Source organism: Blautia sp. AF19-10LB (assembly GCF_003461245.1).
Lineage (GTDB): Bacteria > Bacillota > Clostridia > Lachnospirales > Lachnospiraceae > Blautia_A > Blautia_A intestinihominis.
Map to the genome: position 1 here is coordinate 37,028 of NZ_QTWS01000003.1, position 26,549 is coordinate 63,576.

Here is a 26,549-nt window from a genome sequence, read left to right on the forward strand (position 1 = left end):
TAAACTAACCCGAGGTCTGCTTCACTGCTTACCTGATTTGATCAAAACCCATAATTTTACATAGATTTTGCATTACTCTGCATTTGCATTTTACAATTTCTCTTTATAATGAAAACAAATCAAAAAAACAACTGCTTTCATTAAGAAATGAGGGATTACAATGTATAAGACTTTATGGAATCATATCAAAAAAAATACAAAGAAACATACTACCGCATCCGTTTTTCTCCCTGTTCTGGTGCTTGGATGGACAGTGATCGGACTTCTTGCTGGTGCTCTGATCTGTCCGTTCCTCCAGGTGGCTGTGCTTGTCAAAGCAACAGTTGTTCTTTGCACCGGTGGATATGCGGGATTGATCTTCGGATTCTTCGGCGGTATCTTCTATATCTATCGCGGTACTGTAAAAAAATCTCACACTGCTGTCAATTCAGTACCGTCCATTTCCTTCAGATAAGACAACAAAACACACCTGCAAGCTGCCCTCTGTGGCAGCTTTTTTATTGCCCGCATGTCAAAAAGAAAAACCATCAGTGATTCCATTCTACGCTCATCCCAATGCCACATCCAGAACCATCATCAGTGAAAATCCCACCGCAAAGAAGATCGTTCCGATATTCGAATGCTCTCCCACAGACATTTCAGGGATCAGTTCCTCGACAACAACATAGAGCATGGCTCCTGCCGCAAAGCTCAGAAGATACGGCAGTGCCGGAACGATCAGCCCGGCTGCAAGAATTGTCAGCACTGCTCCGATCGGCTCCACGATTCCTGATAACACACCGCCGACAAAAGCTTTTGTTTTTCCCATTTCTTCAGAGCGAAGCGGCATGGAGATGATCGCACCTTCCGGGAAGTTCTGGATCGCAATTCCAAGAGAAAGTGCCAGCGCTCCCATCATGGTGATCTGCGCTTTCCCTGTCAGATATCCGGCATAGACTACGCCCACCGCCATTCCTTCCGGGATATTGTGAAGCGTGACCGCAAGCACCAGCATGGTCGTCCTCTGCTGACAGCTTTTTGGTTCCTCTGCCTGGTCACTGTGCTGATGCAGATGCGGCACGATGTGATCCAGCATCAGCAGAAAAAGTACCCCTATCCAGAAACCGATCAGTGCCGGAACAAATGAAAATTTTCCCATTTCCACTGACTGATCGATCGCCGGAATTAAAAGGCTCCATATCGAAGCCGCTACCATCACCCCTGCTGCAAAACCGGTTAGACACCGCTGCACATAGGCGTTGAGATCTTTTTTCATAAAAAAGACGCAGGCGGCTCCCGCCGAGGTACCTATGAACGGGATCAGTATCCCGTAAAACGCATTCATATCCATCACTTAATTCCTCCTTATTTATATTTTAAGTTAGTTTTATTTAACTTTATTCATAAACAGTATAACCACATGCCATACTTTATGCAATTGCTTCTTTTTTATTGAAAAAATTTATTGACAGGAGTCACCGTATTTGTTATAGTTGGAGCAATCGACTGAGGTCAAATCTCAGGATATAAATAAACTCAATCAGTTTACGTGAGGGAGTAATTTGCACGAAGAACGTGTGATTTGTCAACATACTGGTATTTTGTACCTGGCAAATCTTAATGAATGAGACTCATGTATGCAGCAAAACAATACATACAGCGCTTTTGTACGTCTGTACTGTTTTGCTGCATACATGAGTCTTTTTGCGTGTTCAGATACTTTCTTAAGAAAAAAGGAAAAGGAGATTTTGTTATGGCACTCGTTATTGAACTATTTTTGTTAGGTGTTGGGCTTTCTATGGATGCTTTTGCAGTTTCTGTCTGTAAGGGGCTCGGTATGAGAAAGCTGAACAAGAAACAGGCACTCATCATCGGGCTTTACTTCGGCGGATTTCAGGCATTGATGCCGTTTGTCGGCTGGCTCCTCGGCAGCCAGTTCCAGAAATATATCACAAGCATTGACCACTGGATCGCATTCATCCTGCTTGGCTTCATCGGCGGCAAAATGATGATCGAAGCAGTCCGGGAATGGAACGAAGAGGAAGTTGTCGATGTCATGGACGCACCGATCGACCACAAAAACATGCTTGTTCTCGCTGTCGCAACCAGTATTGACGCACTCACTGTCGGAATCACATTTGCTTTCCTCGGAACTCCGATCGTAGAAGCGATCACCATCATCGGGATCACAACCATGGTCATCTCCATCGCCGGAGTTGTTGTTGGAAACTTCTTCGGAAGCAGATACAAGAGCAAAGCTGAGTTTATCGGCGGCCTGATCCTTGTTCTCCTTGGGCTCAAGATCCTTCTGGAGCACCTCGGTATCCTGGTTTTCTGATGAAATAATAAAACATCTGCATTTTCTCTCTCAAAAAATTCAATCGTTCCCTCAGAGATCACTGCTTTCTCTTTGCGGAGTCCGACCAGTTTCTTATAGAAAGAGTAAATAGAATCCGGATCCTGCATTTCTTTTTCCGCATTGATTTCTTTATAATTATCAATTACAGAAATCCATGGTTCCGCTTCTGAAAAACCTGCATTTACATCTGCCGACCACTGCATTGGAGTTCTACTGTTGTCTCTGGATTTTGCTGCAAGGATTTCCAGTGCTTCCTCCTTTGACTTTCCTTCTGAAAGAAGGATCTCATAATAGTTCAGACTTTCCACATCACGATACTGGGAAATATCGCTGTAATGAGCATTTGTCATTCCAAGCTCTTCTCCCTGATAAATATAAGGAGTTCCGCGCATCATATGAATCGTCAACAGCAAAAGGATCATGACCGTCGAAAAAGTGACAGAGATCGATGAAAAATATCTCGACCTGAATATCCGGGACTACAACTGTGTCGCTGTCGTCAGCAGCCAGACGTATAACAGTGACGGCGTAATGTTTGAGTACACCCAGTCCCGCCACCGCCCGGATCATTTCCGTTTCTATGATAATGCGGTGAGAAAATAAAATATTGACGGAAAGTACATTGACATTTCCTGAAAAAGCGTTTATTATATATAACATATTTATTTAGTATGTTTATATGGTTTTTGTTTGATTAAGGAGTGTGATCTCATGAATATCTTATGCTTTGGCGATTCTAATACCTGGGGATACAAGCCGGATAAGACCGGACGCTTTGATGAAAATACAAGATGGACTGCTCTTCTTCAGAAGAAGCTTGGTCCAGAATATCATATTATAGAGGAAGGACTTTGCGGCAGGACTACTGTCTTTCAGGATGAGCTCCGCGAGAGCCGCCGGGGGCTGGATATGATCGGTGTCACTGTGGAAATGCACAATCCTCTCGATCTCGTAATCATCATGCTCGGAACGAACGACTGCAAGACCCGCTATGGTGCATCCGCCAGTGTAATCGCCCGAGGTCTGGATCAGGTGATCCGTAAAGCACGGCTCAATGCATCTCAGCACTTTGATCTGCTTGTCGTCTCTCCGATCCATCTTGGTCATGGTGTCGGAGAAGCGGATTTTGACCCGGAATTCGATGAGAGATCTGAGGTCGTTTCCAGAAATCTCGCAAATGAATACCGTAAAGTTGCACTCCAAAATCATGCTGCTTTTTTGAATGCCGCTGATTTTGCTTCTCCAAGCACTACGGACCGTGAACATATGGATGAAGTTGGACATGCTGCACTCGCTGATGCTATTTATGATAAGATCACTGCACTTGAGAAGGGACTTGCAAATGTGATCTGAGATTACTGTTCACCTGTAATATCCCGCAAATGACAAAAGAAGAAGATCAATCTCTTACCAGAACCATTTCGGCAAAGTTTGATCTTCTTCTTTTTTCTTATAATATGTACTGCAAAAGCCAGCAGATAAACGGCAGTGTCACAATGCTGCATATCGTCGTCACGAACACACCGCCCAGTGCATAGTCTCCATCTGAGCCAGCGCTGTTTGCCATCATAACTACAGAAGTCATCGCCGGCATTCCTGCGATCAGAGCCATTGTCAGATGGATCTCTTCTGAAATCGGAAATAGATTCAAAACTCCATACATGATGACCGGGATCAGAAGCATCTTGACCAGTACGATTCCGTAAAGGGAAAGTTCTTTTATATATCTGCGGATATCGATGCACGCAAATACGCCGCCCACATAGATCATGGCAAGTGGAGATGCGGTCGCACCTATCTTCTGCAGTCCTGTATCCAGAAGCTGCGGAATCTTAATCCCTGTTACTACGAGAAAAAGTGCCGCAAAAATCGCCACCGTTGCCGGATTGACCAGTTTCCGAGGATCAAACTTCCCTTTTCCACATGGAGTGGTCAGTTTTACTCCCATTGTCCACAACATGAACTGGTCGATCACGGTAAATACTGAAACATAAAGAATTCCATTCTGTGGAAAAATACTCGTGATGATCGGGATTCCCATGAAACCGACATTTCCAAACAAAAACATCGCCTGGTAGATTCCCGCCTGGTCGCCTCCCAGGTGAAATATTTTTGTCATTCCCAGACTTATGATGAACGTGCAGATATAAAACACTGCTGCGATCACCAGAATAGATAAGGAATGAAAAAGTGTATCCCGCTCCACACCGTCTATGATATTGACAAAAATCATCACCGGCAGTGCCATCTTGATCACAAATCTTGAGATCGGATCAAGAGTTTCACTGTTCAGTACTTTTGTTTTTACCAGGATCATGCCTGCCAGAATGTAGATCACAAACAGGCCGATCTGCTGAAGCAGGATCTCAAGCGTATTCATTTGTTTTCCTGCTTTCCTTGTACTTCGACAAAATCAGAATAACTGCGAAGGTGATCATTTCAGATGCCAGGAAGGACAGCCATACACCATTCATTCCCAGAATCCTGGAAAGTATGATCGCACAGATTCCGATCGCGATCGCGCCTCGGAGCAGAGAGCCGATGATTGCCGGACGTGGGTTTGCTGTTGCGGAAAAATATGCAACGAGCATGATATTGACTCCTGCGAACAAAAATCCCAGGAAGTATAACCGAAGACCTGTGTGTGCATATTCCAGAAGAAGCTGGTTGTTTTCACTGTTGAATACTGCAATAAACGGATCTGTAAAGGTCCAGACCAGTGCGACCATGACGATTTCTATTGCTGCTGCGCAGGTCAGTGCCCAGCGGAGAAGTTTTTTTACATCGCCAGATGCACCTTTGCCGAAGCTTTCGCTGATCAGAGGCTGCGCGCCCTGTGCCATACCGTTCATGATCGCCATTCCCACAAGCGAGAGGTTTGCTACTACTCCATATGCAGCAACTCCGGTGCTTCCAGTAAGTCCAAGGATCAGCATATTAAATATGAACGTGATCACTGCGGAGGAAATTTCGCCCACAAACGCGGACACGCCAAGCTGACAACAGGAGATCAGATGCCGCACAGACAGTTTTTTCCATTTGAAACCGATGTTGCATTTTTTGCTGAAATAATGCGTGGAACATACCAGCATCGTAACACACGGACAAAAAGCAGTTGCCAGCGCCGCACCGGAAAATCCAAGCCCTGCCGGGAAAATAAAAATGTAATCAAACACGATATTGAAGGCACTGCCGGCAAGGGAACCTGCCATTACGGTTGAGGTTGCATAATCGTTTCGTGCAAATGCGGTAACGGAATAATTGCACATAAAAAACGGTGCAAAAACAAGAACGATCCGCAGATAAGTTTTGCCAAGCGCGATCAGCTCTGCATCTGCTCCAAGGAGCGCCAGAAATTTATCCGGGAAGAAAATCCCAATCAGCATAAATGGAATGCTGAAAAGTACCGCCCAGCTGATCGACTGTGTAAAATAATGATCCGCCTCTTCACCTTTGGCTCTGCGGATCCCGTATCTCGTCGCAGAACCGATCCCGATCATGGATCCTATTGCGAACATGATTCCAAAAACCGGCAGGATCAGGTTGAGGACTGCCAGTCCATTTGCTCCTGAGCTGACCGATATAAAAAAAGTGTCTGCAAGAATATACACGGATTGCCCCATCATACTTGCTACACTTTGGAAAACATATTTTGTAAATTTTTTTAGCATAATTTTTCTCCATTTCACAGACTGTCCTCTGCATTATAGTAAAAAGTTCTCGAAAAGACAATAGACTTTTCAAGAACTTTTTATATTCAGCGTTTCCTGCCAAGTTCCCAGAATGCTACGGCACTTGCGGCTGCTACATTCAGGGAATCGACGCCGTGTGACATTGGGATCTTTACTGTGTAGTCACAGTCTGCAATGGTCTGAGATGCCAGACCGTCTCCTTCTGTGCCGAGAACGATGGCAAGTTTTTCTTCCGCGAGGAGCTTCGGATCATCGATGCTGAAAGAATCGTCACGAAGTGCCATTGCCACGGTTTTGAAGCCAAGGTTCTGGATCGATTTCATTCCTTCTTCCGGCCAGGAGGATTTTTTGTCAAAATATGTCCACGGAATCTGGAATATCGTTCCCATGCTTACGCGGGCGGCTCTTCGATAGAGCGGGTCACTGCACCCGCTGGTCAGAAGGACCGCATCCATATGAAGTGCCGCTGCGCTGCGGAAAATGGCTCCGATATTTGTCGGATTCACGACATTCTCCAGGATTGCGATGCGGCTGGTATTCTGGCAGATTCCTTCTACAGACGGAAGACGGCGGCGTTTCATGGCACAGAGCATGCCGCGTGCCAGTGCGTAGCCGGTCATTCCCACAAGGACATCATATTCTGCTGTATAGACCGGAATTTCCGGATATCGCTCCAGGATCTGCTTCGCCTCAGCCTCCAGGTCTTTATGCTCAACCAGAAAAGAAAGCGGCTCATACCCTGCATTTAATGCCCGCTCGATCACCTTCGGACTCTCCGCAATAAACAGCCCCGGCTCCGGCTCATAATACCGCAGAAGCTGCACTTCCGATGTCCGCGCGTATACGTCTAATTCTGGCGCGGTGATGTCGTTGATTTCGATTATATTGTTCACGGTGTTCTCCTATTTATTATCAAACGTAATATTTCGGATCATATTTCGGTTGATAAGCTGTGTGCCTTTCTTTGGTGTTTCGACTTTGACCCACTGGGCATCTGCCTCGACGAATCTGCCCTTGATCGCACCAACTTCGTTAAAAAGACTTACTACACAATCCCGTCCTACATACTGATCTAACATCGAACCGCTCATATCCTCATACTCCTTTTCACTATCAATGAATGTAATAAAATTCTGTGTCTGCTGCATTGCTGACATCACCGTCAGCATATTCAGATTATTGATTGCTACCATTGTAGCCGCATCCATCGCCGTCACCCCACAATTTCTGATAAGATATCTACTTCCTGTACTCTTCTATTTTACAGCTATGTTCCTGTGTTTTTTTATCATAATTAACTCCGACAAGCAACAAATTTCCATGATATTCTTCAAGGCTCTGACAATATTCTCTTTCCTTGATCTGTGCTATAGCACCGACTGCATCTTTGTTCCATTTCAATTCTACTACCAACGCCGGTTTATCTGCAAATCGCTTTCTTGGAATAAAAACCAAATCTGCAAAGCCCTTTCCACCAGAGAGTTCCCGATGAACTGTATAAAAATTCCGCGCGGCATAAAGTGCAAGCGAAATCGTATAACTTAATGCATTTTCATCATTGTACTGAATATGCGAAGTCTCAAAGTGTGCCTGCCGAATCCCCTCCGCGACCTGTTTTTCACGTCCCTGCCAGATTGCCTGCAGGGTATCTGCTGAATTTTTGAGTGCTTTCGATACTTCTCCCCAATCTGATACGGATACTGCATTCACATATTCTGCCCGGATTTCATCATTAGGAATAAACACAGATCTTGCAGAATAATGATACCCCAAATATCCAAGGTGGATCAACAAGGTCAAAACATCGTCTTCGGTACGGAAAGTTGTCATATCATTTGTAAAACTTCCAGTATTTACCGGAACTTCCTCTCCGGCAAGCATGCTCAGGATATCGTCTCTCAGTCCTTCAAAGTTCATATCAATATAAATCTGCAAAGCCTCAAACGTTTCTGTCTGGTTCCAGTAATTTCCCAGCTTTCCAAGCCTCATACAGCTGACTACAGATTTGGGGCTGTATACAGAAGAAACTTCCTCAAAAGAATATCCATCATACCAGTTTCTGATCTCACTAAGTTCCATATGATACTCTTCACAGAGTTTTTTTACTTCCGCTTCTGTAAAACCAACATAAGAAGCCAATGGTCCCGGGTCTATCATAGAAAATTCATCAAACATATTCAGCGCACTGTGTGTGCCATATTTTTTGATAGGAAGAATCCCCGTCATATATGCAAGATGGATATAACTTTTGTCTTTGATCAAATCACGCAAAAAATCCAGATATTTCTCCTGTGCTTCTTTGTCATTCTTAAATTCTCGAAAAATGCAATCCCATTCATCTATAATAAGAATAAATGGGCATTTACTTTCTGCATAAATATCCTGCATGGTCTCTGCCAGATCTTCCGGATCAAACAACTCCACATCCGGATACAGTCTTGCAAGTTCTCGGATCACTCTCTGTTTTATTCTGGTAAGCAGTTCCTGCACATTAGCGCTTCGGCTTAAAAATTCCTGCACGTTAAGAAAAATTGTATCATATTTATTCAGATATCTGGTAAAATTTTTGTCTTCCGCAATTTCCAGACCTGCAAATAACTCTCTGGAATCACAGCCTCTGCTGTAATACGCAGTCAGCATATCTGCCGCCATAGATTTCCCGAAACGTCTCGGTCTACTGACACAGACATATGCCTGCATGGTATTTATCACACGATTTGTATATTTTATCAACCCTGTTTTATCCACATAAATATCAGAATTTACAGCTCTCTGAAATTTACTGTTATCCGGATTCAGATAATTTCCCATTCTGGTGCAGTCCTTTCTTGCTTTTTGTTTTATCTTACCACAAAGCCGTGCTGGATTCTATGATTTGTGAAAAAAATACAGACCCACAATTTCTGCGGATCTGTATTTTAATTTTTTATTCGAAGGTTCCGGTAAATTTCCAGACCATATCCGGTTCTTCCGGGAGATAAGTTACGTTTGGACGCCAGGTTGCAATAACTTTGTCTTCTGAATTTACCCACAGACAATATTCTTCTTTATAGGAAGTATTTATAAGTCCTACGGACAGATACAGTGCTTCTGCATCCATTGCATAAGCCACGCTGTGATATCTTTTTGTAAAATCAGACGGGTAAAGATCATTACATTTCCATGCTTTGTAGCCAGCATAAAGCACTTTCTGTTCGCCGTCGATCACAGCTTCAATCTTAATTCTATATCCCTCTTTCGTAAGCACTGCGCTCTCGATCTTTCGTGGATTTTCTGTAAAAAGAATCTTGCGATCAAATAATCTTGCAGCCTCCTGTCTGGCAGTTCGAAATGCACCTTCCGGCTGTACAAGTGACAGGCTGTTTATCTTGGTCCGAAGTGCTTTCTCTGCTGCTTCCAGCTGTTCCTCTTTGCATGGTTCAGAAACTGCTTCCTTTATATATTTCAGACAGATATCTGCGGCAAAATATTCTCTCGCACCTGCTGTGATTCCAATTGCCACCGGAAGATCACGGAAACAGATCAGATACTGACCAAATGCTCCCTCGGCCGCAAAGATTTCTTTTCCTGCTTTTATGTGATAAGCATAATGTGTCAGTGCTTTCTTTTCATCTCCCGGAATTTCTACTCTCGGTTTTCCCATTTCTTCTATCCACCAGGATGGTACAAGCTGCCCGCCTTTCCAGTTTCCTTTCTGAAGCAGAAGCTGTGCCAGTGCGGAAATCTGCGGCGCAGTCAGATACATTCCCCATCCGCCGGTATTGTGTCCTTCCGGACTTGTCAGCCAGTTGATCCTGCCTGCATGGTAAGCAGATCATAAATTGTAATATCTTCCAGTGCTTCATCATACGCCGCCGGTAACTCTTCTCTCACATAATCCAGAAGATGATCTTCCAGATGAAGTTTTCCTTCGTCTACAGCAAAACCAACACAGATACTGGTTCCGATCTTTGACAGGGAATGCATCATCTGCGGATCATTCAGTGAAAAAGGTGCCCAGGCTCCTTCCAGAACAGTCTCGCCTTTGTAGCGAACAGATATACTGTGCAGTTCAACTGTATTCTCAAGTTCTTCCAGCATTTCTGCCAGTTTTATTGGATTAAGTTCAGTTCTTGTAAATGTATCAGTCATTTTTCTCCTCTTCAGACGGCTGCCAGATAGATGTTTCAATACGGATACCGCCTTTTTTAAGATGGAATTTATTTTTGCTCCAGGCATCCGGATATTTCTGCGGAAGACGTGAGATCGCATATACAACTGTTACGTTCATAAAAAATGTGATCACCTGGAAAATATTTGTGATCGTTACGATGCTCATATCAAAAATGATCGGAAGCAGTACTACGATCAATGTGTATGTATAGATCAGAAATGGTGCACCAAAACGATTTTCCTTCAGGATTCCTTTTGGAAGCCAGCCATCCTTTGCAGCCTGTGCGATTGGATATCTGACATCATTGAATACTCCGTTCAGTGTTGTGATGATTGCCATAATCGGTCCACCGATCATAAAAATCTTGTAGACTACGGACGGCAGGATTGCCTGTGCTGCCGGAAGAATCGTCTCTACACCAGCCACCTCAACTTTGCTCTTAGAAGAATATTTTATCGTAGTTTTTGTTTGTTGTAAACAGGCAGCTTAGAGTTGTCAAAACAGGACTGCCATATGGCAGCCCCTGCTATCAAAGTTCGTTTATTTTATCCCGCAGTTTCTCGGCGAAATCACAGTTGAGTTTCATAAAAAGTTTCTGTTCCTCAGGTGTCCAGGTATCGTAGATCGTGTTTTCGATCTGGATGACTTTGTAGACGGTGTCTTCCATCAGTTTACGGCCTTTTTCGGTGAGGAAGACCATTGTATTGCGGCCTTCTCCTGGGGTAAGGTAGAGGAGGTCTTTCTGCTCCATCTTGCGGATTGCTGAATTTACGGTGGATTTTGTCAGGCAGGCTTCTTTGTAGAGAACGCTCTGGTTGCAGCCTTCCTGATGAAAATTAAAAACATACAAAATCCAGAATTCACTGTCTGAGAGATTCATCTTGAGTGCAGACTCATGGTAGGCACTCTGCATCAGACCTTCAATATAAACCCATTCTTTAAATCTTGATTCCATGAACTACGCCTCCCATCAAATATAACCGTATTTTTTCCTGTTGCGCATCAGGAAGAAGATCGACAGGATCAGTGCAAAAATTTCTGCCGCGATCACTGCATACCAGATCCCATATGGTCCGAACAGGATCGGAAGTACCAGAACACAGATCACTTCAAAAATCAGCGTTCTTCCAAAAGAAATCATCGCGGAAGTAAATCCGTCGTTCAATGCCGTGAAGAACGATGAGGCATAGATATTATATCCTGAAACAAGGAAGGAAATGGAATATACGGCAAATGCATAGGTTGTCATTTCCAAAAGTTCCGTATCGTAGCTTACAAAGATCATCGACAGCGGTCTTGCCAGAAGTTCTGCCGCTATGGTCAGAACTATGCTCATGACCAGAATGATCCTGAGGCTTTTTTTGAAGAGATTCTTCAGTTCGTTTCTGTTTCCTGCGCCATAATGGTAGCCTACGATCGGTGCGCTTCCCATCGAATAGCCGATATAAATAGACAGAAAAATAAAGTTCACATACATGATCACGCCATATGCCGCAACACCATTTGTGCCGAGCATTCGCATCAGCTGCCAGTTATACAGCATATTTACGATTGACATAGACACATTTGTCATAAACTCGGAAGCACCGTTTGTACAGGCTTTTGTGATCGCACGCAGATCCATATGTGTTTTTCCAAGACGAAGTTTACTGCTCCTTGACATGATAAAAAAGGTCAGTGGTACAATGCCGCCGATCGTCTGGCTGAGTGCTGTAGCAGATGCGGCACCTGCCACTCCCCATCGAAATACTGCGATAAATAATGCATCCAGCACGATGTTTAACACACCAGATACCAATGTTGTAACAAGTCCAAGCTGCGGACGCTCCGCTGTGACAAGAAAACTCTGAAATACATTCTGAAGCATAAACGGAACAAGGGCAAGCATCAGGATCCTGCCGTAAGTCACACAATATGGGAGCATTTCGGCATCTGCACCCAGAAACTGCGAGATCGGTCCGACAAAGATCTCACCAATTACGGTAAACAGAAGTCCCAGACCGACCAGCAGATAAACAAGCAGAGAAAAGATCTCGTTCGCTTTCTTCTTATCGCCAACGCCCAGAGTGTAGGCAACGAGGGCACTGCCTCCGGTTCCAATCATAAATCCGACCGCACCGAAGATCATCAGGAACGGCATGACAATGTTGACCGCAGCAAAAGGCTCTGCGCCGATAAAGTTTGAGATAAAAAATCCATCTACAACACCATAGATGGAGGTCAGCACCATCATAATGATGGATGGGAATGTGAAGCGGAGCAGTTTGCTGTAAGTGAAATGCTCCGATAATTCAATATGCATAAAAATCCTCCTGATATAAAAAATGTACGAAATCGTACTTGATAGCATAGTACGATTTCGTACATAATGCAAGAAGAATTTTATACATTCACAAACAATTCCTATTTCGCCGTGCTTTCTGCATCCACTGATTCCGTGTTATCTGCGCTCCAGATCAAATGACATTTCGCTGCGAGCACTTCTTCTTTCTGCTGCGCTTTCTCTGGTTCATCCTGGTAATCCCAAAGTGCAAAAGTTTCTTTTACATTCTCCGGGTCAACATAATAGACATGTTCAATCCCTGTTGGAAACGAGGTTTCATCTGTAGATTCGTCCGCTCCGCGCTCATATGCTTCCTGAAAATCCTGCAGATTCCAAAGCTCATTTTCTGTATTCGGATCGGATGGGTATTCTTTGCGGGTCCACATGGTTTCTGACAGCATATAGAACATGTTTTTCTGATCCACCGACAGAATCGATTTCATCCGTCCCAGTGGATTGACTGTAGAATATACTTTCCCGTCTTTTACGGAAATATCTGCCTCGTCCCAGGAAATATAATTCTCTTTGTCATAGTACCAGTAATGTCCGATTCCGCCTGCTGCCACTACGAGAATGACCGCCAGAAGGACAGATGCAATCCGTTTCTTACGGATCTTTCGGCGGATCTTTCGGAGTGGTTCTGCCTCTGTTTTGTTTGTCTGTGTCAAATTGTTTCCTTTCGCGGTGGCTGTCAGACGATTTTCTCTCATCATTTCTTCCTGCATCTTTCTGCAGGCGGGACACGTCTTGAGATGTTCTTCTACAAGCTGGCGGCTGTCTTCACTGACCATATCGTCCACATAAAGCGGAAGTAGGTCTTCTATGATATTACAGGTGATCTTCATGGTTTAATTCCTCCCTGATCTTCTTACATGCTCTGTGATAAGTGACTCTTGCCCAGCTTTCGCTTTTGCCAAACAGCGAGGAGATTGTGGTAAATGACAGTTCTCCGAACACACGAAGGGAAAAGACTTCTTTGTACGGCTCTGCAAGTCTGTGCAGTACTTTGTGAACCTGAAATGCCGTTTCTTTATCCGAAAAATTCTGAAGCAGATCCGGTACAAAAGTATCCTCTGTTTCTTCCTGAGATTCCGGTGCATACTTTTTATTTTTCTTCAGATAGTCATAATATGTGTTTTTGGAGATCTGACAAAGCCACACTCGCAGGTCACAGTCGCCTCTGAAATCGTCGACTTTTTTCAGGGCTTTGAAGAATGTTTCCTGTGTGAGTTCCTCTGCGATATGGGTATTATGCGAAAGCGAAAGCAGATAACGGTATACGATGGTGAAATATTGTTCGTATATCTCCTGAATATTCAGCATTGGTGTTTTCCTCCTTCACATATATGACGATGTATGTATCAGAAACGTTACAAAAAATCTCACAAAAGAAAAAGGCATTCCGATCTATGGAACACCTTTTTCTCTTTTATAAATTCCCAATCCACGTGCACGCAAGTTCTATCCATGACTGGCATTCTGGCTGGATGCAGCCGCCATCTTCGTGGCTGGTTTCTTCGTTTGCGAGACTGAGGCCGTGACCGCCTGACGGATATAGATGCAGTTCTACGGGTACTCTGTGTTTGCGCAATGCTTCAAAAAACAGCATGGAATTCTCAACCGGAACGGTATCATCTGTAACGGTATGCCACAGAAAAGTCGGCGGAGTATCCTCTGTTACCTGGAATTCCAGGGACTGTTTTTTTCTCTTTTCCGAATCATTACTGTTCTCTCCGAGCAGAGCTTCAAAAGAACCCATATGCGCAAATTTTCCAGATGTAATGACCGGATAACTGAGGATCATTCCATTTGGCTTCACCATTTCCGCATCTGTATGCAGAGCTTCTGAGATGAATTTTTCCCTCCAGAATACGCCAAGACTCGCTGCCAGATGACCTCCCGCAGAAAAGCCCTGGAGGATGATCTTGTCCGTATCAATATGGAATTCTCCTGCATGTTCTCTTAAATATGCGACCGTTTTTGCAAGCTGCATTAACGCCAGCGGATACCTCGCCGGAGCTACACTGTAGCGCAGGATCACCGCATGATATCCTCTTGCAAGATACTGCATGGCGATTGATTCTGCCTCTCTGTCGGAGGTCATTTCATAACCACCGCCCGGGCAGATCACAACGACCGGACGCTTCCTGTCCGTTTGCATCTGCGACCTGTTCAAGTTCCGGGATCGTGAGTTTTACTGCGCTGTGGTCGTTGCCTGCTGCCGGGTATACGGTGTCAAATTTCTTTAAGCTTTCGTCCAGATAAACCTCAATATCATCGTTGATTCCAAACGGGCACACGCCGCCCGGGGCATGTCCGATCACTTCCTCTACCTGATCGAACGGGATCATTTTTGCTTTGACATGAAAGGTATCTTTATACTTACGATTATCGACTCTTGCAGTGCCTTCTGTGAGGATCAGAACCGCATTTTCTCCCTGCAAAAAGGACATCGTCTTAGCGATCATTCCCGGCTCTACACCGAGTGCTTCTGCTGCCATCGCAACCGTTGCTGTGGATTCCTCAAGTTCGATCACATGATCCAGAAATCCCTTATTTTCCAGATATTCTTCTGCTCTTTTTAATGACATGATGTCCTCCTTTTACAGTACATAATAATGTGGAATGATATCCTCATAATGGCCATCTGGCAGACGGAACCCACCGGGGATCACGCCAAGTTTCTTAAAATCAAAAATAGAGTGACATCTGTATTTTATTCCTTACAGTTGTCACTCTATCTGTATACCACGTTGAAGCGTTTTCGTCAATCACGCCGTGGATTTTTATTCCAGCTTTTTTATTTATTCAGATTATCTGGACCAAATCCAAGCGGAAGAAGTTCTTTCAGCGTGAAAATCTCATACTGGTCCTTGCTGGTTGCGAGAATAATCTGGAATTCTTCAGGATTGCAGAATTCCATCATAACCTGGCGGCAAACACCACATGGAGCTGCGTATTCTTTCATAATTTTATTCATACCACCAACCACACAGATAGCGTCAAACTCCATTACGCCTTCACTGACTGCCTTAAAAAATGCAGTTCTCTCCGCACAGTTACTTGGTGTGTATCCCGCATTTTCGATGTTACAGCCGCCATAAACCTTACCGTTCTTTGCCAGCAATGCCGCACCTACATGAAAATGTGAATACGGTACATAAGAATAATCCATCATACCGATCGCTTTTTCGATCAGTTCCTGAATCTGTTTCTGTTCCATTTTCTTCATATTTCTGCTCAACTCTTTCTTAATAGCCTGTAGCTTCTTCGTTTTTGATGATTTTGACAATACGGCTTGTGCCGAGACGATCTGCTCCAAGGCTTAAGAATTTTTCTGCATCATCCAGAGAAGAGATTCCTCCGGCTGCTTTCATCTTTACATTCGGGCCGATGTGCTCGGAAAACAGTTTGATATCATCAAAAGTCGCACCTGCCTTGGAAAATCCGGTAGAGGTTTTGATATAATCTGCTCCTGCTTTGGTAACTGCCTCACACATTTTGATCTTTTCTTCATCGGTCAGAAGGCAGGTCTCGATGATCACTTTGAGGATCTTGGAACCGCAGACTTTTTTGAGAGTGCGGATCTCTTCTTCGATCGCGTCAAACTTGCCGTCTTTTGCCCAGCCGATGTTGATGACCATATCAATCTCATCTGCACCATTTGCCAGAGCATCTTTTGTTTCGAATTCTTTTGTTGCTGTAGTCATGTATCCGTTCGGGAAACCGATAACAGTGCAGACTGCCATTTTGTCCTGCACATATTCTTTGACCTGTTTTACATATGCAGGCGGAATGCAGACGGAGGCTGTTCCATATTTGATTGCGTCGTCACAGATCTGTTTGATCTCTTCCCATGTAGCAGTCTGTGTCAGTAAAGTATGATCTACGTGTTTTAAAATTTCTTTTACATCCATGTTTTTATTATTCTCCATTCTTATTAGTTACTGTTCACTCCGTTCACAGTAACTTGGTCAAAATCCATTCCACATCACCTACGGTGATGGAATTTTGCCCTGTATATCTCGGGATTTTGCCATATTCATGGCAAAACACCTCGCGAGATACTACCTGTGAACAGTAACTCTTATTATTCATTATGCCAGTTCCAGTGCAATTTCCATCATTTTGCCGAATCCAAGCTGACGGTCCTCGGCACTTAAGGATTCTCCCGTATACAGATGATCCGAAATTGTCAGCATGCAGAGTGCTTTCTTTCCTGCTTTGGCAGCATTCATATATAATGCCGCTGCTTCCATCTCCACTGCCAGCACGCCCATATCGCGCCACAGGTCGTTTACATTGCTCATGGCATTGTAGAATACATCGGAAGACAGAACATTACCTACAACCACATTCGTGCCCTGACGTTTCGCAGTCTCTACAGCTCTGTTCAGCAGTTCGTAATCTGCGATCGGTGCGAAAGTTCCCGGCAGGCCATACTGATACGCATAATTGGAATCTGTGCAGGCACCCATACCGATCACCACATCCATCAGTTTGATGTTGTCCTGGAAAGCTCCGGCAGAACCGATACGGATGACCTGATCTACATCATAAAAATTGAACAGCTCGTAAGAATAGATTCCGATAGACGGCATCCCCATACCGCCTCCCATAACAGAAATTTCCTTTCCTTTATAGGTTCCTGTATATCCGAACATGTTTCTGACAGCATTCACCTGTCTTGGATTCTCCAGATATGTCTCTGCAATATATTTTGCACGGAGCGGATCTCCCGGCATCAGTACAGTTTTTGCAAAATCTCCTGCTTTGGCACTGTTGTGTGCAGTTGGAATATTTGTCATCTTACTCCTCCTTTATATTAATTTCGTTTTTGCTGTAATATCATTCCCCAGATTAGGCGGATATTTATAATCCGTCAGATCAGCGTAATGTGCTGAAATCCTTTTTCCCTTAATATATCAGCCAGGTAAGCCAGATACTCCTGGTTTGGAACCTGGTAATGCGAATACTGCTCCCTGACTCCCATCGGACGGTATGCAATGATCTTTACGCGGATATCGTTGATCTTGAGATATGGTGCAAGAAAATCTCCCATCTCACGGATACTTCTCTCTGTATCATAAAGATCCGGTACGATGACCGCTCTTACTTCATAAAGCTTGGAAGTTTTTGCCAGATATACAGCATTCTTCAACACCATTTCATTTGTAAAATCGGTGACCTTCCTGTGCTCGGCAGCTTCAAACGCTTTGATATCCAGCATTACGCCGTCTGATACTTCCATCAGTTCCGGATAATCCTCAAACGGGATCATGCCGTTGCTGTCGATCAGTGTCCCCAGTCCGTCCTTCTTTGCCAGGCGGAACAACTCTGTCAGGAACTCCGGCCAGAGCATGCACTCTCCCCCTGAAACACTAAGACCTCGGATGAACGGAATCTGCTTCTTAACTTTTGCATAGACTTCTTCCGGTGTCATCTCAAAGGTTCTCGGAGAACTGTCGTTGGGACAGACGTGGATGCAGGTATCACACTGTACACATTTCGATGGATCGAACGCCACTTTGCCATTCTCATCAAAAGACAGTGCACCTGCCGGGCACTGTTTCACACAGGTACCGCATTGTACACATAATTTCCTTGTTTCCGGATTGTGGCAGTATTTGCAGTTGATATTACATCCCTGCAGGAACACTGCCGTCCGGTTACCCGGACCATCCACACTGCTGAACGGGATGATCCGGTTCACTACTGCTTTCATTTAACGTACCTTTCTCTCCAGGATATGTCCGTTTCTTGCAGCACCAAGCCCCAGAGCTGTGGTATCCTGCAGAACAGCCTCTCCGTTTGCAAGTTTCTCAAGTTCAGAACGTTTTACAAGATATCCTGTGACACGGATCACATCGCTGTCGCTGGAATAGAAGGACAGGTAACGAAGATCCATCTTGAAGGAGCCCTTGATGATATCCAGTACATACTCCGGATTGCGATGAACAGTCATATCGATCGGGAAGATATCGCCGGTTCCTGAAGTAAAGTATTTGTGGAACTTTCTCAGCACGTTGAGCTGATCGATCAGTTCTTCCGGTTCCTCGCCGATCGGGATACGTGTTCCCGGAGTTACATTCTCATCCTCAGCAAGTCCTACCTGTGCATGAAGGAGGAAATGTCCGCCGGTTCCTTCACAATATTTATTCTTGTGGTTCAGATTAAATTCCTTGATGATCTCCATGATCTCCACACCCAGATCATTGGCTGCTTCATCATGTCCGAAACGTCCCTTGAGACCTTCTTTTTCGAAAAGGATATTGACACAGTCAGCAAGACCTACCAGACCATACATGCCGGAGAAACGATCTCTGTGGATAAATCCTTCTTTTGCCAGGAAGTTATTCTCAAAGAATCCGCTCTCTTCTACCTCGAACTTGATTCTTGCATCCATGTAACGAGCCATGATATCCAGTACATATGGAAGTTCACGTTCTTTGAAATCCTGGATGTTCTTTGCTCTCTTGGCAATGTTTCCAAGGACCAGACGGCAGAGGGTATACGCACCGCCGCCAAGCAGAAGGCCATTGTAGCAGCTGGCGATCACATAATTCTCACCAAGCTCGCTCTTGAACATCTTGTGGTTGGCAAAGCTTGGTTTTGCGCTGTGCATTGCACAGTCGATCGCTTTGAGAGCAAAATCATCCGGAGTAATGTCTTCGTCATATTTGAAGCTTAAGTTCGGAACTGCATTTTCCAGTTCTTTCTCAGCTTCCAGAAGCAGACGTCCTGCCTTGGTCTCTCTCGGTCCGATGTTTGCATGTGAGAAGGAATCGAGGATCGTGCGGTCCATCTGTGTCAGGAACAGCTTCAGCATCTTTTTTGCCTGAGCTTCATCGACGGTATCGATGTATGGCTCCAGTAATTCATCCAGCTGTCCTACGTAAACCGGGTAATTGGTAACACTCGGTACATGTTTATAAAAGATCATCAGGCTGTTCAGTGCCTCATAGAGATCGGTCGGCGGATCGAGCTGCAAGAATTTGCTTCCTTCTTTCAGGAATTTCGCATAATCCGGGATAATGTAACGCGGACGCATCGGCGCATGTCCTTCAGACAGGTCGCAGATACATTTGCGGTCGATCGGTACATTCAGAAGCTCATCCAGTCCTTCCGGAAGATCAAGTACTTCCATCAGAGAATCTGCCTGATTTGCAAGGCAGGTCAGCTTCTGTTCATGAGTCAGCGTTGCGCTCTCTATAATTTCCAGAATGTTTTTTCTTGTTTCATTGACTCTTTCCATAGAAATGTCACGCATAGTAATTCCTCCTAAAATACTATAAAAAACTATTATTTTCCCTCAGTTGTCTTATCTTATTTATACCATATTTCCTGTAAACAAAAAAGAACAAATGTCTTTTTTTGCTGTCAAAAAAAGTGCTGCAAAAACTGTTTTCAGTCTTTTACAGCACTCTTTGCTCCACTTGTACCGTTTATTTGGATTTTACAAAAATCTTTCCGTTGGCTGCCGGTGTGTGAGCCTTACCAACAAACAGTACCAGTGCAATGATCGTTACCACATATGGAATCATGGAAATCAGGTTCGGGGATACCACATTGCTCTGTGCTGCCAGAGATTTGATACCACTGCAGAGACCAAACAGAAGGCATGCCTTTGTTGCGCCCTCCGGTGAGAATTTACCAAAGATTACAGCTGCGATCGCAATAAATCCCTGTCCTACAATAACGCTTGGACGGAACTGGTTGATGGTTGCCAGAGTTACGAATGCGCCGCCAAGTCCTGCAAAAAATCCTGACAGGATCACACAGGTATAACGAACTTTGTAAACATCGATTCCCAGAGATTCACATGCTTCCGGATGTTCTCCGACTGCACGGAGGTGTGCTCCGAATTTTGTCTTGTAAAATACAAACCAGCACACAAATGCAAGAATGAATACCAGATACGCTACTGCGTAAACATTTAATACGTTGTTCCAGAATGAACCTGTCGGGAAGACACCCTCAAACAGCTTCGGAAGCTTGCAGCTTGGGTCCATAGCCGGTGTATCTGATGAGTTATTATACATTGCCTTGCAGAGAAACAGTGCAAGTCCAGGTCCCAGGAAGTTGATCGCTGTACCGGCGATCGTCTGGTCTGCGTGGCAGGAAATACATACAAATGCATGGATCAGGCCGAACAATGCGCCCGCCAGTCCTGCACATAAGAATGCGATCCAGCCGTTTCCGGTAGTCAGGCCCATTACCGCTCCGGTGAATGCACCAATTGTCATCATACCTTCGATACCAATGTTTACAACTCCACATCTCTCAGAAAAACAGGAGCCAAGTGCCGCCAGAAGAAGCGGCGGTGTTGCGATCAGAGTCGCATTGATCAGAAGACCAAGGTCTTTAATTAATCCGTTCATCTTATTTAGCCTCCTTCTTCTTTGCAGCATTCAGTACGAATACTTTGAATACGTGTGAGATGGCGATCAGGAGAACAACACATCCCATGATAATATCAACAACTTCAGACGGTGCCTTTACGATACTGAGCTTGGAACCGCCATATTTCATTGCACCATAGAAGATACCGGAAAAGATACATCCAATCGGGTTGGATCCTCCGATCAGGGCAACGGTGATACCTTCAAATCCAAATCCTTCCTGTCCTGCAAACTGGCTCAGACGACCTGCCATACCAAGTACCTGAACCGCGCCGCCGAGACCGGATAAGAGACCTGAGATTCCAAGTGCAGTCAGCACAGAACCATCTGCATTGATACCGCCATACTGTGCACAGTTTCTGTTAAATCCTACGGCTTTTAATTTGTATCCAAGTGTTGTCTTCTCGATGATGACCCAGATAACTACTGCTGCGATCACTGCGAACAGAATGCCCCAGTGTGCTGCATTACAGTCCAGAGCCTTACGGATACCCTCCGGAAGAAGAAGTCTCGCGTTTTCGGCGATATCCAGTGTCGCTTCACTGCTCTCTCTGTGGATTCCCGGAAGGTTTACCACATAGTTGGACAGATAAAATGCGATCCAGTTAAACATGATAAAGGACAATACTTCGTGAATACCTCGTTTTACTTTGAGGACACCTACGATCAGAGACCATATACAGCCGGCTGCTGCTGCCGCCACCAGGCATACAAGTGCATGAAGGACCGGCGGAAGCTTGAGGACAATACCAAGTACACAGGCTACCAGACTACCGATTACGAACTGGCCTTCTGCTCCGATGTTAAATACACCTGTTCGGAAGGAGAAAGCCACACTCAGTCCGGTAAAGATCAGCGGGCTCGCATAAACCAGAGTCCACACCAGATATTTCGGTTTGCTGAAAATACTGTCAAACAGCTTGCCATATGCTACTGCAGGACTGATTCCGGCGATCAGAAGAAATATCGCACCTACCAGGAAACCTGCAATGATCGCAACGATGGTATAGAGTACATTGCTCTCAAGAATGCTTTTTTTCTTATTCATTTGTTTTTCCTCCTGCCATCATAAATCCAAGTTCTTTCTCATCTGCATCCTTACCCGGAACACTTCCGGTGATCTGGCCATCAAAGATAACCTCGATTCTGTCAGACAGACTCATGATCTCATCCAGTTCGAAGGATACCAGTAAGACCGCACGATTCTTGTTTCTCTGCTCTACCAGATATTTATGTACGAACTCTATCGCACCTACGTCAAGACCACGGGTCGGGTTTACTGCGATCAGCAGTTCCTTGTCGTTTGTCACCTCACGGGCAATGATAACCTTCTGCTGGTTTCCACCGGACAGTGTACCCGCCGGTGCTTCTGCACATCCTCTCGGACGGACATCAAACTTCTCGATCAGTTTCTCTGCATGTTTCTTGATCGCTTTTCGGTTCAGAATGCCGTGATTCGAAAACGGTTCTTCCTCAAAGTGCTGCAGAATCAGGTTGTCTTCATTGGAAAATTCCAGGATCAGACCATGTTTCTGACGGTCAGCAGGAATACTGGAAATTCCATTCGCAAAAGTTTCCTTAGGACTCTTATTGAATACGTCCTTACCAAGTACAGTAACCTTGCCGGATTCTGCCTTACGAAGACCTGTCAGGACTTCTACAAGCTCTGTCTGTCCGTTTCCATCTACGCCGGCAAGACCTACGATCTCACCTCTGCGGACATTCAGGTGGAATCCCTTGAGGATCTCTACACCTCGGTAATCCTTGGCATGCAGATCATCGACCTCCAGAACGACTTCGCCTGGTTCCATGTCTTTCTTGTCAACTTTGAAGTTGACATCACGACCTACCATCATGGCTGCCAGATCATTCTCGTTTACATCTGATACCTTTACGGTACGAATATATTTACCCTGACGGATGATCGTACAATTGTCAGAGGAAGCAGTGATTTCTTTGAGCTTATGGGTGATCAGGATAATACTCTTGCCATCTGCGGTCAGGTTATCGATGATCTCCATAAGTCCCTCGATCTCCTGTGGTGTCAGGGAAGCAGTCGGCTCATCCAGAATCAGTGTCTCTGCACCACGATACAGAACCTTGAGGATTTCCACACGCTGCTGCATACCTACGGAAATATCCTCGATCTTTGCGTCAGGGTCTACTTTCATTCCGTAACGCTCGGACAGTTCCAGGACTTTCTTTCTTGCTGTTGCCTTGTCGACGGACAGGCCCTTGGTCGGCTCCATACCAAGAATGATATTTTCGGTCACAGTAAATGGCTGGATCAGCATAAAGTGCTGGTGTACCATACCGATTCCGATATCAATAGCATCCTTCGGACTGTTAAAATGTACTTCCTTTTCATTAATAAAAATCTGTCCGCTGGTCGGTTTGTAAAGTCCACAGAGTACGTTCATCATTGTACTCTTTCCGGCTCCGTTCTCTCCCAGGATCGCGTGGACCTCTCCTTTGTGTACGGTCAGATTGATGTGGTCATTCGCTGTAAAATCGCCAAACTTTTTTACGATGTCTTTCATCTGGATTACGACTTTGCTCTCATCCATATGGCTTGTTCTTCCCACGTATGCCGCCTCCTTTGTTTGTTGTTTTGCTCTTTTCACTGTCTCCAGTGGACAGGAAAATAAAATTGCTGTGCATTCCGTTCACAGTAACGAAAATGCAAGATATTTTCTTCTCCATTGAAGATAGAAAATCTGGAAATCTTTGTCTCTATATGCATCGACGGGGCTCTGCATACGCAGGCCCCGTACAGACGCAAATATTAGATTACCGGGTAAAACGGTCACTTCTTAGTCAAGAACATATACATCGCCGTATTTTGCCTCGAAATCATCTTTGTTATCCGGAATAACAACATCACCGCTGATAATCTTTTCTTTTACTTCGTCAACTGCCTTAATTACATCATCTGAGATCAGATCCTGAGACGGAGCGATATCAACACCACCTGCTGCCAGGTCGAAAGTCTGAACGCCGCCCTCAAGCTTATCATCGATCAGTTCCTGTACTGCATCATATACAGCATTGTCAACACGTTTCATAGCAGAGGTAAGAACGGTCTTCGGAGCGATGCTGGACTGGTCAGAGTCAACACCGATCGCATATACACCAGCTTCCTGGCAGGCCTCGATAACACCAAGTCCTGTAGCACCAGCTGCCTGGAATACGATATCAGCGCCGTTGGTGATCGCTGTGTTTGCCATAGTCTTACCTGTAGCGGAATCTGCAAAAGAGTTTGCATTGAACTGCTGAACAGTGATATCCGGGTTCGCATCAATAGCACCTGCACAGTAACCATATCCAAACTGGTTCATGGTCTCGTTAGTCATACCTACTACAAATCCGATATTGTTGGTCTTGGTAGTTAAACCTGCAACATATCCTACCAGATAAGAAGCCTGCTCAGCTTTGAACATCAGGCTGGTAACATTTGGAAGATCGATGCTTGAATCATCAATGATAGCGAATTTGGTATCCGGGTTAGCTTCTGCTGCTTCTCTGGTAGCATCTGCCAGCATATAACCAACGCTGATGATCAGGTCATAATCCTCGTCTACGAAAGTTTCCATATTTGGCTGATAATCTGCATCTGTAGCAGACTCCAGATAGTTAACCTCTACTCCGAGTTCCTCTCCGGCTTTTTCAAGTCCCTCCCATGCTGACTGGTTGAAGGAACCATCGTTAACTCCACCTACGTCTGTGATCAGACCAATCTTAAACTCGTCGTCTGCTGCTGCAACCATCTGAGGCATAGCACTTACGGAAGCTACCATAGCAGCTGTTAATACTGCAGCCATTACTTTCTTTCGCATAAATTGCCCTCCTTTGTTTTTTGTCTAATAATACTATGATAACATCTTTTTTATGAAATGAAAAGACGAAATTTATTTATCTTTCATGATTTGTTTATGGTTATTTTATTTTCCAGTACCTGCGTGATCGTGGAAAACAGAGTGTCTATCTCGATCGGTTTCGCCACATAGGCATCCATTCCTGCTGCCAGCGCAGCTTTGTGGTCCTCTTCGAAAGCATTTGCGGTCATGGCTATGATTGGTGTTCTGGCACGGTCATCCAGCAGTTTTCGGATTGCTTCAGCTACCTGGTATCCGTTCATATGCGGCATCTGGATATCCATAAGGATCACATCATAATATCCCACCGGTTTTGCCTGCAGCATCTTCTGTGCATTATGACCTTTTTTACATATGATCTTCATTTACATTCCTCTTTTGCTCAAAACTTTCAGAAATATTTTTTGAATAACCGATATGTGTTATGTTATCACATTTTATGCTGCAATTCTATTTCTCAGGGGATTTTGCATTTTAATTTGTACTTATTTGCATTTTTACTCCTTCTCCAGAAGTTTCTTATACGACATATCCATGCCGAATGCGCCAAACGGGGCGGTGATGATGATGGCCATGACTGCTACGGAGAGGATGATCTTGCCGCAGCCAAGGCCTGCTGCCAGGGGGACGGAGCCAATGGCGGCCTGGACGGTTGCTTTTGGCAGATAGGCGAGTACGCAGAAAAGTCTTTCTTTCGCATTGAGGTTTGTTTTTACCATGCATAGAAAGACTCCGCAGGCACGAAAAATAAGTGCGACCAGGATCATAAAGATTGCCGCAGCTCCGGCCTCCAGGGTGTATCGGATATCCACCGCCGCACCGACAAGAACAAACAAAATGACTTCTGCTGCAAGCCAGAGTTTGCCAAATTTCTCGGATAAACGTTTTGAGACAAAAGCAGTGCTTTTCATCTTGAGGACGCAGGCCATGCTGACAACTGCAAGAAGTCCGGATATGGCAATCTTTCCTTCCAGCCAGCCTTCGATCGCGATCAGCAGGAAGGAAACGCCCAGTACAATGATGACCTTCATGCTGTTTCTGACATAATGTTTTTTGGCGTATGCTGTCTCAAAAAACAGATAGAGAAGATATCCGACAACCGCTCCCAGTGCAACTCCAAGTACGATTGATACCGGGATATTGAGGAAGGATTTTACATCTGCCTTATCTCCCTGCGCCATTCCAAGGAATGTTGTGAACAGCACGATCACAAAAATATCATCACAGGATGCACCCGCCAGAATCATCTGCGGGATTGCTTTGCCTGTACCATATTTTGTTTCTATCAGTTTTACCATGCGTGGGACCACCACCGCCGGCGATACTGCTCCGAGGACGGCTCCCATGACTGCCGCATCCACTCTTGAGATTCCCAGGATCGCAGGCGCGCACAGAATATAACCAAGGATCTCAAACGATGCCGGCACAAAAGACATCATAACGGCGGGGCGGCCTACTTTCTTAAGGTCTTCCAGATTCAGCGACAGTCCGGCTTTGAGAAGAATGATGATAAGTGCCATCTTTCGCAGATCTGCTGAGATTGACAGTATCGATGGATCCAGCAGGTCAAGCACATACGGTCCGAGAACGATTCCCGTAACCAGCATGCCAATGATCCGTGGCAGTTTCAGATATCCGCAGATGGCCCCCATTGCAAGGCCAACCAGAAAAATAAGTGACAATGATGTTAACATAAAAAATTTCCTCCTTTTCTTTCCCTCAGACGCAATCAGCAGTACAACGCAAAAAGAGCTGACAACTTCTGC

The 26,549-nt window shown here is 44.8% G+C and carries 29 protein-coding genes and 2 pseudogenes; 4 read left to right on the forward strand and 27 right to left on the reverse strand.

The genetic code is table 11. The features are described from left to right. Positions 1 to 160: 160 nt before the first annotated feature. A complete protein-coding gene (locus DWX28_RS02990) occupies positions 161 to 454 on the forward strand; it encodes a hypothetical protein (RefSeq protein WP_022213834.1) in 294 nt (97 codons plus the stop codon). Between the two features lie 93 nt (positions 455 to 547). Here the strand turns inward: DWX28_RS02990 and DWX28_RS02995 are convergent, their stop codons facing one another. Beyond that, a complete protein-coding gene (locus DWX28_RS02995) occupies positions 548 to 1,330 on the reverse strand; it encodes a ZIP family metal transporter (protein WP_022213833.1) in 783 nt (260 codons plus the stop codon). Positions 1,331 to 1,732: 402 nt separating this feature from the next. Between DWX28_RS02995 and DWX28_RS03000 the strand changes: the two genes are divergently transcribed. Continuing rightward, on the forward strand, positions 1,733 to 2,317 hold the full coding sequence (locus DWX28_RS03000; protein WP_022213832.1) for a manganese efflux pump MntP: 585 nt from the start codon (positions 1,733 to 1,735) through the stop codon (positions 2,315 to 2,317). A gap of 2 nt (positions 2,318 to 2,319) precedes the next feature. Here the strand turns inward: DWX28_RS03000 and DWX28_RS20490 are convergent. After that, positions 2,320 to 2,739: pseudogene (locus tag DWX28_RS20490) on the reverse strand (alpha-amylase family glycosyl hydrolase); the annotation flags it as partial. Between DWX28_RS20490 and DWX28_RS03010 the strand changes: the two are divergent. Both DWX28_RS03010 and DWX28_RS03015 read left to right on the forward strand, forming a co-directional pair. Beyond that, positions 2,738 to 2,941: pseudogene (locus DWX28_RS03010) on the forward strand (UTRA domain-containing protein); the annotation flags it as partial. The pseudogenes DWX28_RS20490 and DWX28_RS03010 sit on opposite strands and share 2 nt — an antisense overlap. A gap of 108 nt (positions 2,942 to 3,049) precedes the next feature. Next, entirely contained in the window at positions 3,050 to 3,691 is a 642-nt protein-coding gene (locus DWX28_RS03015) for a GDSL-type esterase/lipase family protein (RefSeq protein ID WP_022213831.1), read from the forward strand. A 97-nt stretch (positions 3,692 to 3,788) separates the two neighbouring features. Here the strand turns inward: DWX28_RS03015 and DWX28_RS03020 are convergent, their stop codons facing one another. The 25 genes from DWX28_RS03020 to DWX28_RS03140 all read right to left on the reverse strand — a co-directional run bounded on the left by DWX28_RS03020 (position 3,789) and on the right by DWX28_RS03140 (position 26,477). Continuing rightward, on the reverse strand, positions 3,789 to 4,718 hold the full coding sequence (locus DWX28_RS03020; RefSeq protein WP_022213830.1) for an AEC family transporter: 930 nt from the start codon (positions 4,716 to 4,718) through the stop codon (positions 3,789 to 3,791). Beyond that, the gene (locus DWX28_RS03025) at positions 4,705 to 6,009 is read right to left on the reverse strand and encodes an MATE family efflux transporter (RefSeq protein ID WP_022213829.1); all 1,305 of its coding nucleotides are present in this window, start codon (positions 6,007 to 6,009) and stop codon (positions 4,705 to 4,707) included. The genes DWX28_RS03020 and DWX28_RS03025 overlap by 14 nt, the downstream gene beginning before the upstream one ends. 86 nt (positions 6,010 to 6,095) lie before the next feature. Then, entirely contained in the window at positions 6,096 to 6,923 is an 828-nt protein-coding gene (locus DWX28_RS03030) for a TrmH family RNA methyltransferase (protein WP_022213828.1), read from the reverse strand. Positions 6,924 to 6,932: 9 nt separating this feature from the next. Next, positions 6,933 to 7,223 (reverse strand): hypothetical protein, encoded by a 291-nt coding sequence (locus DWX28_RS03035; RefSeq protein WP_158565274.1) that lies wholly within the window; start codon positions 7,221 to 7,223, stop codon positions 6,933 to 6,935. A gap of 46 nt (positions 7,224 to 7,269) precedes the next feature. After that, complete coding sequence (locus DWX28_RS03040) at positions 7,270 to 8,841, reverse strand: AAA family ATPase (protein ID WP_022213826.1); 1,572 nt, start codon at positions 8,839 to 8,841, stop codon at positions 7,270 to 7,272. Positions 8,842 to 8,956: 115 nt separating this feature from the next. After that, complete coding sequence (locus tag DWX28_RS03045; protein WP_243002311.1) at positions 8,957 to 9,775, reverse strand: hypothetical protein; 819 nt, start codon at positions 9,773 to 9,775, stop codon at positions 8,957 to 8,959. A gap of 35 nt (positions 9,776 to 9,810) precedes the next feature. Continuing rightward, complete coding sequence (locus tag DWX28_RS19795) at positions 9,811 to 10,161, reverse strand: serine hydrolase (RefSeq protein WP_022213824.1); 351 nt, start codon at positions 10,159 to 10,161, stop codon at positions 9,811 to 9,813. Continuing rightward, positions 10,154 to 10,609, reverse strand: a complete 456-nt coding sequence (locus tag DWX28_RS03050; RefSeq protein ID WP_022213823.1) for an amino acid permease — start codon at positions 10,607 to 10,609, stop codon at positions 10,154 to 10,156. Before DWX28_RS03050 ends, DWX28_RS19795 begins: the two co-directional genes overlap by 8 nt. Before the next feature lie 103 nt (positions 10,610 to 10,712). Then, positions 10,713 to 11,138 carry a MarR family winged helix-turn-helix transcriptional regulator gene (locus tag DWX28_RS03055; RefSeq protein ID WP_118251817.1) on the reverse strand — a complete coding sequence of 142 codons (426 nt, stop codon included), beginning with the start codon at positions 11,136 to 11,138 and terminating at the stop codon, positions 10,713 to 10,715. A 15-nt stretch (positions 11,139 to 11,153) separates the two neighbouring features. Beyond that, entirely contained in the window at positions 11,154 to 12,485 is a 1,332-nt protein-coding gene (locus DWX28_RS03060; protein ID WP_118251818.1) for an MATE family efflux transporter, read from the reverse strand. 101 nt (positions 12,486 to 12,586) lie between these two features. Continuing rightward, complete coding sequence (locus DWX28_RS03065; RefSeq protein ID WP_118251819.1) at positions 12,587 to 13,351, reverse strand: zf-HC2 domain-containing protein; 765 nt, start codon at positions 13,349 to 13,351, stop codon at positions 12,587 to 12,589. Beyond that, entirely contained in the window at positions 13,335 to 13,829 is a 495-nt protein-coding gene (locus DWX28_RS03070; RefSeq protein ID WP_118251820.1) for an RNA polymerase sigma factor, read from the reverse strand. The genes DWX28_RS03065 and DWX28_RS03070 overlap by 17 nt, the downstream gene beginning before the upstream one ends. Before the next feature lie 106 nt (positions 13,830 to 13,935). Then, the gene (locus tag DWX28_RS03075; RefSeq protein ID WP_118251821.1) at positions 13,936 to 14,667 is read right to left on the reverse strand and encodes an alpha/beta hydrolase; all 732 of its coding nucleotides are present in this window, start codon (positions 14,665 to 14,667) and stop codon (positions 13,936 to 13,938) included. Then, positions 14,612 to 15,097, reverse strand: coding sequence for a YbaK/EbsC family protein (locus tag DWX28_RS03080; protein ID WP_118251822.1), 486 nt, complete (start codon positions 15,095 to 15,097; stop codon positions 14,612 to 14,614). The genes DWX28_RS03075 and DWX28_RS03080 overlap by 56 nt, the downstream gene beginning before the upstream one ends. 209 nt (positions 15,098 to 15,306) lie before the next feature. Next, positions 15,307 to 15,729, reverse strand: a complete 423-nt coding sequence (locus DWX28_RS03090) for a cytidine deaminase (RefSeq protein WP_118251875.1) — start codon at positions 15,727 to 15,729, stop codon at positions 15,307 to 15,309. Between the two features lie 28 nt (positions 15,730 to 15,757). Continuing rightward, a complete protein-coding gene (gene deoC / locus DWX28_RS03095) occupies positions 15,758 to 16,423 on the reverse strand; it encodes a deoxyribose-phosphate aldolase (protein ID WP_022213813.1) in 666 nt (221 codons plus the stop codon). Between the two features lie 180 nt (positions 16,424 to 16,603). Then, entirely contained in the window at positions 16,604 to 17,314 is a 711-nt protein-coding gene (gene deoD, locus DWX28_RS03100; RefSeq protein WP_022213812.1) for a purine-nucleoside phosphorylase, read from the reverse strand. Positions 17,315 to 17,388: 74 nt separating this feature from the next. Next, positions 17,389 to 18,231, reverse strand: a complete 843-nt coding sequence (locus DWX28_RS03105; protein WP_022213811.1) for a YjjW family glycine radical enzyme activase — start codon at positions 18,229 to 18,231, stop codon at positions 17,389 to 17,391. After that, the gene (locus DWX28_RS03110; RefSeq protein WP_022213810.1) at positions 18,232 to 19,776 is read right to left on the reverse strand and encodes a YjjI family glycine radical enzyme; all 1,545 of its coding nucleotides are present in this window, start codon (positions 19,774 to 19,776) and stop codon (positions 18,232 to 18,234) included. Positions 19,777 to 19,951: 175 nt separating this feature from the next. Beyond that, complete coding sequence (locus tag DWX28_RS03115; protein ID WP_022213809.1) at positions 19,952 to 20,887, reverse strand: ABC transporter permease; 936 nt, start codon at positions 20,885 to 20,887, stop codon at positions 19,952 to 19,954. A 1-nt stretch (position 20,888) separates the two neighbouring features. Continuing rightward, positions 20,889 to 21,956 carry an ABC transporter permease gene (locus DWX28_RS03120; protein WP_022213808.1) on the reverse strand — a complete coding sequence of 356 codons (1,068 nt, stop codon included), beginning with the start codon at positions 21,954 to 21,956 and terminating at the stop codon, positions 20,889 to 20,891. After that, entirely contained in the window at positions 21,949 to 23,475 is a 1,527-nt protein-coding gene (locus tag DWX28_RS03125) for an ABC transporter ATP-binding protein (protein WP_118251876.1), read from the reverse strand. Before DWX28_RS03125 ends, DWX28_RS03120 begins: the two co-directional genes overlap by 8 nt. A 246-nt stretch (positions 23,476 to 23,721) precedes the next feature. Beyond that, on the reverse strand, positions 23,722 to 24,744 hold the full coding sequence (locus DWX28_RS03130) for a BMP family lipoprotein (RefSeq protein WP_022213806.1): 1,023 nt from the start codon (positions 24,742 to 24,744) through the stop codon (positions 23,722 to 23,724). An 83-nt stretch (positions 24,745 to 24,827) separates the two neighbouring features. After that, on the reverse strand, positions 24,828 to 25,148 hold the full coding sequence (locus DWX28_RS03135; RefSeq protein ID WP_118251823.1) for a response regulator: 321 nt from the start codon (positions 25,146 to 25,148) through the stop codon (positions 24,828 to 24,830). A gap of 132 nt (positions 25,149 to 25,280) precedes the next feature. Next, positions 25,281 to 26,477 carry a cation:proton antiporter gene (locus tag DWX28_RS03140; RefSeq protein ID WP_118251824.1) on the reverse strand — a complete coding sequence of 399 codons (1,197 nt, stop codon included), beginning with the start codon at positions 26,475 to 26,477 and terminating at the stop codon, positions 25,281 to 25,283. Positions 26,478 to 26,549: the final 72 nt, after the last annotated feature.

Excerpts from the sequence above, each read along its gene's own strand:
- DWX28_RS02990 (WP_022213834.1), top strand. The coding sequence starts at position 161 with ATGTATAAGACTTTATGGAATCATATCAAAAAAAATACAAAGAAACAT.
- DWX28_RS02995 (WP_022213833.1), bottom strand. The coding sequence starts at position 1,330 with ATGGATATGAATGCGTTTTACGGGATACTGATCCCGTTCATAGGTACC.
- DWX28_RS03000 (WP_022213832.1), top strand. The coding sequence starts at position 1,733 with ATGGCACTCGTTATTGAACTATTTTTGTTAGGTGTTGGGCTTTCTATG.
- DWX28_RS03015 (WP_022213831.1), top strand. The coding sequence starts at position 3,050 with ATGAATATCTTATGCTTTGGCGATTCTAATACCTGGGGATACAAGCCG.
- DWX28_RS03020 (WP_022213830.1), bottom strand. The coding sequence starts at position 4,718 with ATGAATACGCTTGAGATCCTGCTTCAGCAGATCGGCCTGTTTGTGATC.
- DWX28_RS03025 (WP_022213829.1), bottom strand. The coding sequence starts at position 6,009 with ATGCTAAAAAAATTTACAAAATATGTTTTCCAAAGTGTAGCAAGTATG.
- DWX28_RS03035 (WP_158565274.1), bottom strand. The coding sequence starts at position 7,223 with ATGGTAGCAATCAATAATCTGAATATGCTGACGGTGATGTCAGCAATG.
- DWX28_RS03040 (WP_022213826.1), bottom strand. The coding sequence starts at position 8,841 with ATGGGAAATTATCTGAATCCGGATAACAGTAAATTTCAGAGAGCTGTA.
- DWX28_RS03045 (WP_243002311.1), bottom strand. The coding sequence starts at position 9,775 with ATGTATCTGACTGCGCCGCAGATTTCCGCACTGGCACAGCTTCTGCTT.
- DWX28_RS19795 (WP_022213824.1), bottom strand. The coding sequence starts at position 10,161 with ATGACTGATACATTTACAAGAACTGAACTTAATCCAATAAAACTGGCA.
- DWX28_RS03055 (WP_118251817.1), bottom strand. The coding sequence starts at position 11,138 with ATGGAATCAAGATTTAAAGAATGGGTTTATATTGAAGGTCTGATGCAG.
- DWX28_RS03060 (WP_118251818.1), bottom strand. The coding sequence starts at position 12,485 with ATGCATATTGAATTATCGGAGCATTTCACTTACAGCAAACTGCTCCGC.
- DWX28_RS03065 (WP_118251819.1), bottom strand. The coding sequence starts at position 13,351 with ATGAAGATCACCTGTAATATCATAGAAGACCTACTTCCGCTTTATGTG.
- DWX28_RS03070 (WP_118251820.1), bottom strand. The coding sequence starts at position 13,829 with ATGCTGAATATTCAGGAGATATACGAACAATATTTCACCATCGTATAC.
- DWX28_RS03075 (WP_118251821.1), bottom strand. The coding sequence starts at position 14,667 with ATGCAAACGGACAGGAAGCGTCCGGTCGTTGTGATCTGCCCGGGCGGT.
- DWX28_RS03080 (WP_118251822.1), bottom strand. The coding sequence starts at position 15,097 with ATGTCATTAAAAAGAGCAGAAGAATATCTGGAAAATAAGGGATTTCTG.
- DWX28_RS03090 (WP_118251875.1), bottom strand. The coding sequence starts at position 15,729 with ATGGAACAGAAACAGATTCAGGAACTGATCGAAAAAGCGATCGGTATG.
- deoC (WP_022213813.1), bottom strand. The coding sequence starts at position 16,423 with ATGGATGTAAAAGAAATTTTAAAACACGTAGATCATACTTTACTGACA.
- deoD (WP_022213812.1), bottom strand. The coding sequence starts at position 17,314 with ATGACAAATATTCCAACTGCACACAACAGTGCCAAAGCAGGAGATTTT.
- DWX28_RS03105 (WP_022213811.1), bottom strand. The coding sequence starts at position 18,231 with ATGAAAGCAGTAGTGAACCGGATCATCCCGTTCAGCAGTGTGGATGGT.
- DWX28_RS03110 (WP_022213810.1), bottom strand. The coding sequence starts at position 19,776 with ATGCGTGACATTTCTATGGAAAGAGTCAATGAAACAAGAAAAAACATT.
- DWX28_RS03115 (WP_022213809.1), bottom strand. The coding sequence starts at position 20,887 with ATGAACGGATTAATTAAAGACCTTGGTCTTCTGATCAATGCGACTCTG.
- DWX28_RS03120 (WP_022213808.1), bottom strand. The coding sequence starts at position 21,956 with ATGAATAAGAAAAAAAGCATTCTTGAGAGCAATGTACTCTATACCATC.
- DWX28_RS03125 (WP_118251876.1), bottom strand. The coding sequence starts at position 23,475 with ATGGATGAGAGCAAAGTCGTAATCCAGATGAAAGACATCGTAAAAAAG.
- DWX28_RS03130 (WP_022213806.1), bottom strand. The coding sequence starts at position 24,744 with ATGCGAAAGAAAGTAATGGCTGCAGTATTAACAGCTGCTATGGTAGCT.
- DWX28_RS03135 (WP_118251823.1), bottom strand. The coding sequence starts at position 25,148 with ATGAAGATCATATGTAAAAAAGGTCATAATGCACAGAAGATGCTGCAG.
- DWX28_RS03140 (WP_118251824.1), bottom strand. The coding sequence starts at position 26,477 with ATGTTAACATCATTGTCACTTATTTTTCTGGTTGGCCTTGCAATGGGG.